At 41.1% G+C, this 7,402-nt stretch carries 8 protein-coding genes; 2 read left to right on the top strand and 6 right to left on the bottom strand.

Annotation, left to right across the window (positions count from 1 at the left end; genetic code table 11):
- The 6 genes from L659_RS0103345 to L659_RS0103370 all read right to left on the bottom strand — a co-directional run.
- On the bottom strand, window positions 1-146 hold a 146-nt coding region (locus tag L659_RS0103345; protein WP_021031994.1), incomplete at its 3' end, for a cold-shock protein.
- A 186-nt stretch (window positions 147-332) separates the two neighbouring features.
- Window positions 333-542, bottom strand: coding sequence for a cold-shock protein (locus tag L659_RS0103350; protein ID WP_006792548.1), 210 nt, complete (start codon window positions 540-542; stop codon window positions 333-335).
- 425 nt (window positions 543-967) lie between these two features.
- The gene (locus tag L659_RS0103355) at window positions 968-1,972 is read right to left on the bottom strand and encodes a YeiH family protein (protein ID WP_024589593.1); all 1,005 of its coding nucleotides are present in this window, start codon (window positions 1,970-1,972) and stop codon (window positions 968-970) included.
- Window positions 1,972-2,967 carry a TauD/TfdA family dioxygenase gene (locus L659_RS0103360; protein ID WP_024589594.1) on the bottom strand — a complete coding sequence of 332 codons (996 nt, stop codon included), beginning with the start codon at window positions 2,965-2,967 and terminating at the stop codon, window positions 1,972-1,974. Before L659_RS0103360 ends, L659_RS0103355 begins: the two co-directional genes overlap by 1 nt.
- 9 nt (window positions 2,968-2,976) lie before the next feature.
- Complete coding sequence (locus L659_RS0103365; protein WP_024589595.1) at window positions 2,977-3,939, bottom strand: aldo/keto reductase; 963 nt, start codon at window positions 3,937-3,939, stop codon at window positions 2,977-2,979.
- 215 nt (window positions 3,940-4,154) lie between these two features.
- Window positions 4,155-4,904 carry a GntR family transcriptional regulator gene (locus L659_RS0103370; protein WP_024589596.1) on the bottom strand — a complete coding sequence of 250 codons (750 nt, stop codon included), beginning with the start codon at window positions 4,902-4,904 and terminating at the stop codon, window positions 4,155-4,157.
- Between the two features lie 180 nt (window positions 4,905-5,084).
- Here L659_RS0103370 and L659_RS0103375 point away from each other — a divergent pair, with 180 nt between their 5' ends.
- Both L659_RS0103375 and L659_RS0103380 read left to right on the top strand, forming a co-directional pair.
- Window positions 5,085-5,852, top strand: a complete 768-nt coding sequence (locus L659_RS0103375) for a sulfite exporter TauE/SafE family protein (RefSeq protein ID WP_024589597.1) — start codon at window positions 5,085-5,087, stop codon at window positions 5,850-5,852.
- Window positions 5,853-5,959: 107 nt separating this feature from the next.
- Window positions 5,960-7,402 (top strand): TIM-barrel domain-containing protein (locus tag L659_RS0103380; protein ID WP_024589598.1); only part of this gene is annotated, 1,443 nt, incomplete at its 3' end.

Here is a 7,402-nt window from a genome sequence, read left to right on the forward strand (position 1 = left end):
CGTTGGCCTTCAGCTAAAGTTTTAAAACCGTCGCCAGAGATTGCGCTAAAATGTGCGAACACGTCTGCGCCAGATTCTTGCTCGATAAAACCAAAACCTTTTGCTTCGTTAAACCATTTTACTGAACCAGTAGTTGTAGTAGACATAATATGTATCCTAAAAAATTAATATAAGTGTGCCTGAAAAGAGGCGATTGAGCCGGAAAAAATAGTTAACTTGAGGATATCGCGTAGGATTATTACTAAAACAACGGGGTACTAACAAATAAAACAAAACTTCTTTCAAACTAGTATTCAAAATGGGTTATTGCTAACCCATTTTAACGAAAGCAATTAGATGCTAACGATGTTTTCAGCTTGTGGACCTTTTTGACCTTGAGTAACAGTAAACTGTACACGTTGGCCTTCAGCTAGAGTTTTGAAACCGTCGCCAGAGATTGCGCTGAAATGTGCGAAAACGTCAGGACCAGATTCTTGCTCGATGAAACCAAAACCTTTTGCTTCGTTGAAAAATTTAACTGTACCAGTTGTAGTATTAGACATAATAGTATCCTAAGAATTAATAAAAGTGCGCCTTAAATTAGGCAATTTAACAGGAAGAAAACATACATTTAACTGAGGATAACGCGAAGGATTATTACTAAAACAACGTGGTACTTACAAATAAATAGGGTTTTCTGTCAACCCGATGCCAAGCAGGATAACAGTAAATTGAGCTATATACCAAGCCCTATTGTAAATTTATTTTAGAGTAAGTGCTTTATTAGTTTGTTTGTTTTTTAACTAACCAGTCATGATTAAGGTGATCTTTTTTGCGTCTTAATTTGAGTTAATTTTAATTTAATCAATGCTTTATGTTTGTATTAGAACGCGGTTCTAGAGTAGGTAAAATGCAAGTTTTAAGTGGTTAAAACATGACCTAATTACCTACTGATTTTTTTGATATATACCTTAAATAACTTGATTCATTAGCTCCAAATTACAAATCCAAGTATTAATAATGCAATCCAAAGTGTTTCAGCCACAATTAAAATAATGGGTTTCATACCTACTTCGGTAAGCTTTCCTAAATTAGTTTTCATTCCTATGGCTGAAATAGCCGCAATTAAAAAGAACTGCGAAAGTTCGTTAGCGGTTTCAAGTACTATTGTAGGAAGTGAAAAGCAGCTATTTATTATCATGAGTATTACAAAGCCAATTAAAAAGCCAGGTACTTTAGGTAATTCTCCGTGTTTTTCTTTGTTTGAGCGATTAATAACGACCATCATAATAAGTACAACAGGTAGTAGCATGGCAACACGTACAAGTTTAGTTAGAGTTGCTATATCGCCTGTCTCTGGTGATACCGAATAACCTGCACCCACTACCTGGGCTACATCATGTATTGTGCCACCTAAAAATACGCCTGCATTATGGGCGTCAAACTCAAGATAATTAACCACAATAGGGTAGAGGATCATAGCAAGGGTCGACATAGCTGTTACGCCAATAACGGTTAATAAGGTGTCGCGCTCTTTATGTTCGCTGTTTGGCATAATAGACGAGATAGCCAGCGCAGCAGACGCTCCACAAATAGCAACCGAGCCACCTGTTAGTGCACCAAAGCGTTTTTGTAGGCCAAATGCGCGCGCTAGCACTACGCCTAAAATAATAGTGGTAAATATGGCGCCCGCTAACATAAGTGCTGTTTGCCAACCCAGTGTTACTAAATCTCCCAGCGCAATGCGTGTGCCTAGCAGTACTATACCTACACGCAAAACCGTGGTGCCGGTAAAATCGATACCTTTGGCGCAAGGGCTATCGCTTTGATACAAAAATGAGACTGCCATACCCAGTAACAAAGCAAACAACATGGCTGGCGCACCATAATGTTCGCTTAAAAATAAGGCGGCAAGGCCAGTCATTGCAGCAATGCTGGCACCTTGCCATAAAGGTGATATTTTACAGCTTAATTTACTACTTAAGCGCTGCATTACGCTTTAGCTGCGGTAAGTGCTACTAATACTTGGCGCTTACGTTCACCTGTAAAAGGGCGACGACCATGCATAGCCATTTCGTTATCAACTAAAGCAACGTCACCGTCTTGCCATGCAAGATCAAAGGTAAATACTTTAGAAAGCTCCACAATTTTATTAAGTCCAACTTTAGGAATCGCACTACCATCACCAAAGGTAATGGCAATTGATGGATTATCGCGTACACCTTTCCAGCCCATGTAAGCGGCAATCAGTTGGTTATAAAAAACCTGTACGTTGTTTTCAAGAGTTACTACAGCAGGCAGTACTGGTGTAACGGCTTTTAGTGAGCCGTCTTCAAGCCATTCCCACTCGTAACCAAGTTCGGTTAATTTATTATGTGCTTCGTCTTTGGTTTCTACACTTAGCGTACTTTTCCAGCTTCGGCCTTGGCCTGATGTTGCGTCGTCAGCGGCTGGCATATAGGTGGTATATTTTAGGCCTTTGTGTTCAAAGTCATGGGCAAGCTTGCTGTCGTATTCTTTTAATGCACTAAATAATTTATCTGATCGGCAAAGAGGTGTTGCACCGCCTTCTTCTGCGGCCGATTTACAAAAGAAGAATAATTTACTTGGCGAAATAGGCGTTTGCGCCATTTCGTGATGTAAGTATATTTCTACATCTTTTGGCGCTTCGTTAGCTGTAAATACACGTTCGGTAAAATTAATACGTACCGCGTTAGACAGTGACTCTTTATAAGTAAAATTGTCATAATCAAACCCGGCTGAAAAAGTATCAAATGTTTCGGCGCTATTTACAGGAAAGCCACGAAACAACACAGCACCTGAGCTGCGAAGTTTTGTAGCCAATTCACTTTTATTTGCGCGAATGAAAGCTACCGCTTCTTCAACGGTGCTGGCGTTATTGTTATTAACAACAATGCACGGAAAAACCGAATCATCGAATGTTAATTGAGTTGGCACTGAGGCGTAGTTAATTTCGGTAGCTGACATTGTATGTTCCTAATCGTAAATTGGGTGAAAGCGGTTAAAGGCAGCTTCACAAAAGTGCCCAGGGTCGTTGAATCGGCGATTACTGTTAAGCGCAGAAATTTGCGCCATTTCTTGCTCTGTTAATTCAAAATCAAACAGTGTGAGATTTTCTTTCATGCGTTCAAGTTTTGAGGTTTTAGGAATAATGGCAGTGCCGCGTTGCACGCCCCAGCGAAGAACTACTTGTGCTGGCGTTTTGCCATGATTGTGTGCGGCCGCTTTAACAACGCTTTGCTCAAGAACTGATTCAGTTTTATCAGCCATTTCTAGCTCAAGGTATGAAAGCGCACCCAGTGGTGAAAACGCAGTAACCGGAATATCGTACTGCTTTGCGAGTCTTACTAATCGCTCTTGCGTTAAATAAGGGTGCGACTCAATTTGCAACATAGCGGGTTTGATATTTGCGTAGGTCATTAAGTCGTGAAGCAGTGCGCTTGAGTAATTACATATCCCAATGCGTTTTGCTTTGTTGTTGTGTACTTGTTCTTCCATTGCTTGCCACGTTAAATACAGTGGTACTTTTGCAAGCTCCATTTGTGGGTTTTGCGCTGTAGGGTCAACAAACCACTCTGGTGGATAGCGGGTTTCTATTGGCACAAATGTTTGCGCAATCGGAAAATGAATTAGGTATAAGTCTAGGTAATCTAGCTTTAAATCACTCAGTGTTTTATCAATCGCGAGGCCAACATGCTCTGGTGCATGAAAGGTATTCCACAGTTTTGATGTTACCCATAATTCTTCACGGGTACATAAGCCATCGTTTATTGCTTGGGCGATGCCATCGCCTACTTGTTCTTCGTTACCGTAGTCTGATGCGCAATCAAGATGGCGGTAACCTGCCTTAATGGCTTGGTATACCGTTTGTGCACAATCTTCTTGCGCGACTTTCCATAAACCGAACCCTACTGGAGGGATATTATTTAATGAACTCATTGGGAATTCCTGTTAAAAATGCATAATGACTTAGGTCTTGTATAAGACATAAGTTATTATACGAATCAAACAGTGTCAATACTGTGTTAACAGCAAAGCAGTAAATGGTTCAGTTAAAAAACCTACAGGCAGCAAAAAGGCAGCGTTTGCTGCCTTTAAAAAATATTTAATTATTATGCGCTAAAGTGGGTTTTTAGCACTAAACACGCTTTTAATTAATCAAGTTCAATTTGATAGTGGTAATGATCGCTACGGCATTTACTTTGGCGGTATTCAATACGTTTACCTTCGATTGATTCGGTAATGCGTGATACCAACAGCAGTGGATCGCCAGCTTTTATAGCAAGCATTTTGGCATCATCCATTGTAGCAAGTACGGCTTTAATACTGTCTTGGGTTTTGTGTACAGTTTGGTTAAATTTGGTCTGATAGTAATGGTACAATGTATGCGGAATATCACTACTTTGATGTATATCAGGAAAGTAGCTTTGTGGTAGGTATATAGTTTCGCTCATGCAAAATTCGTTATCAAGAATACGCCTACGAACAAGCTTGGTAACTTTGTCTTTTTTATTGAGTTGTAACGCTTCTATTACTTCAACTGGCGCTGCACAAAGCTCAACCGATAGCAGTTCAGCCTTTGGCAAATCGGCACCTTTACCGTCTGCTTGTAACGGAAAAAACCTAAATAAGGCATCTTGCGCAGTATGTTGCGATACAAACGTACCAACGCCTTGGCGACGAGTTACTATTTTATTGTCGGTTAATAAGTTTAGTGCTTTACGAACTGTACCTTGGCTTACGTTAAATTCTTCAGCAAGGCGAAATTCGCTTGGTAGTGCTTCGCCAGGTACCCAACGTCTTTCAACAATGAGCTGTTTAATATAATCAGCCACTTGTAAGTAAAGTGGTTGAAAAGCCAAGCTTGGGCCACTTAATTTGTGATCAAACATAGAGTTACTCATTATTATTTACCATTAAATTTAATCCACCTGTAGTTATAGCATAGGTGAAACCTTTTACGCATATTTGCGCTAGCTCAATTAAACGTGAACTACTGCTGTAATGTTTAATAGGCGCAAAATATACATTATGCCTAAAAACAAATCGTTACACTACAATAGCTCACCCTTAGGAAATTAAAAGTGCTCAGTATTTCTTTTGAACTCATTTTGCTTATGGCGCTGTGCCTAAGCCTTGCCACTGTAATGCAAACTCTTAGCGGGTTTGGCTTTGGGTTGCTGGTGGTTGCAAGCTTTACGTTACTTGATGTATTGCCACTCACGGCAACTACATTTTTAGTGAGTTTGCTGGGGTTAGTTAATTCAACAACCGTGGTCGTTAAAAACCGCAGTTCGGTAAAAGTACCCGAGCTAAAACTTATGTTGTATACCGGTATTCCGCTAATGCTGTTAGGTTTTGTACTACTTGAATATATGTCGTCACATTTAACACACTATTTAAACTTTGCTTTAGGTGTAAGCATTTTGCTTTGCTGCGCTTTAATGCTGATTGGCCGCGAGCGTACAAATAAACAAAGTCGTCCTCGTTCATTTTTAATAGCCGGTGGAGTAAGTGGGTTACTTGGTGGGTTGTTTTCAACCTCAGGGCCGCCGCTTGTGTTTCAATGTTATAAGCAAAGTTGGTCTATTGAAGCTATTCGCAGTACGTTATTAGCGGTATTTACTATTGGTGGACTAGTACGTGTAGGTATTGCTTTATTTGGTACTTTGCCTGGGCTCGACATTATGTTTTTAATTGCAGCGGCTATTCCTTTAGTGTTGCTAGTTACGCATTTTGCTCGTAAATTAACGCCCTACGTTGACGCTAAATGGGTACGTATTATAGCAATTGCATTGCTTGGCCTAAGTGGTATATCGCTGGTGGCAACATCGGCGCCGGGGATATTTTAAAAATCGCGATGTAAATAATTCATCTTGAGTTTATTTACGTTGACATGGGGATTACAATTATTTAACTTGTGTCTTATACAAGACTAATAATTGGTTAAGGAACTCCCATGAATGCATTTGAATTACGTGAGCCAGACTGGAACGCAATAGAGCCAGCACGCTTAACCGCACAGCCAAAGTTACAAGGTAATGTGCTGGTTTTGCCCACTCAGTTTGGTGATATTAGCGTAACGATTAGCCAGTTTGGCTTACGTTTAAATGCAGGCACCACGCATGACGAGCAATTTAAAATATTAACCACAACCCCATCAGAATACCCCCTCACACTTAGCAAAAACAATAATGATTACAGCGTAAGTGGTGGCGAATACCGCCTAGAATTTTACAGCGACCCTTTTCATTTCAAACTTTATAAAAACGATGAGCTAGTACAGCAATCAGCAACTGATGGTCACTTTGTACGCCAGCACCGTTTACCGCCACTAGCTAAAACCGATAACGGCTGGATATTAAGCCTAGAGCTTAACTACGACGAAGCCGTGTATGGTCTTGGCGAAAAATGGGGCAAGCTTGATAAACGCGGCCAACTTATTCGTTCATACAACCACGATGCGCTAGGTGTTAACGCCGAAAAGTCTTATAAAAATACCCCGTATGCATGGAGCCCAGAAGGCTGGAATTTATTTGTACATACACCCGCACCGGTAACTCATGGCGTAGGTTATGCACTTTGGTCGCAACGTGCATATGTATGTTTAGTTGAAGATGACGCGCTAGATGTATTTTTATATCAAGAACAAACACCTGCCCAAAGCATCAACCGTTACTGCGAGCTAACAGGTTTTGCACCGGTGCCACCGCAGTGGAGCTTTGGTGTTATTTTATCAAAAGCGTATTACAAAGATGCTGACGAATTACTTAGTGTTGCCCGCGAAGTGCGCGCTAAAAATATGCCGTGCGACGTAATTACTCTTGATGGCCGTGCATGGCAAGACACCGACACCCGCTTTGCATTTGAATGGGACCCAACACGCTACGCCGACCCAAAACCTGTGCTTGATGAATTAAAAGCGATGGATTTTAAAATTTGTGTGTGGGAATACCCGATGATCTCGGTAAATAACCCATTATTTGCTAAAGCGGCCGAAAACGGTTGGCTTATAAAAGATAAACGCACAGGTAAAGCGTATCAATACGAGTGGGATTTAAGCCCATTTGGCGAAGTACTTACGCCGCTGCCAGAATCGGGTATTTTAGATTTTACGCACCCTGATGCTTACGAATATTGGCTCGAATCGCATAAGCCTTTGTTTGAGCTTGGCGTAGATATGATAAAAGCGGATTTTGGCGAGCAGCTAGAAGACGACAATATGATATCTCACAGTGGTGATAGCGGTATTAGGCTGCACAACGTTTACAGCATGTTGTACAACCGCTGCGTTTTTGAGGCCGCCGAAAAATACTGTAAAACTGGGCCATTTTTGTTTAGCCGTTCAGCATGGACGGGCAGCCAACGTTTTCCTGCACAGTGGGGCGGCGACCCGCAAGCC

This window comes from Pseudoalteromonas sp. S8-8 (assembly GCF_000497875.1).
Taxonomy (GTDB): domain Bacteria; phylum Pseudomonadota; class Gammaproteobacteria; order Enterobacterales; family Alteromonadaceae; genus Pseudoalteromonas; species Pseudoalteromonas arctica.

What these genes read in the sequence shown, in the direction of transcription:
- L659_RS0103350 (WP_006792548.1), bottom strand. Translation starts at nt 542, where the DNA reads ATGTCTAATACTACAACTGGTACAGTTAAATTTTTCAACGAAGCAAAA.
- L659_RS0103355 (WP_024589593.1), bottom strand. Translation starts at nt 1,972, where the DNA reads ATGCAGCGCTTAAGTAGTAAATTAAGCTGTAAAATATCACCTTTATGG.
- L659_RS0103360 (WP_024589594.1), bottom strand. Translation starts at nt 2,967, where the DNA reads ATGTCAGCTACCGAAATTAACTACGCCTCAGTGCCAACTCAATTAACA.
- L659_RS0103365 (WP_024589595.1), bottom strand. Translation starts at nt 3,939, where the DNA reads ATGAGTTCATTAAATAATATCCCTCCAGTAGGGTTCGGTTTATGGAAA.
- L659_RS0103370 (WP_024589596.1), bottom strand. Translation starts at nt 4,904, where the DNA reads ATGAGTAACTCTATGTTTGATCACAAATTAAGTGGCCCAAGCTTGGCT.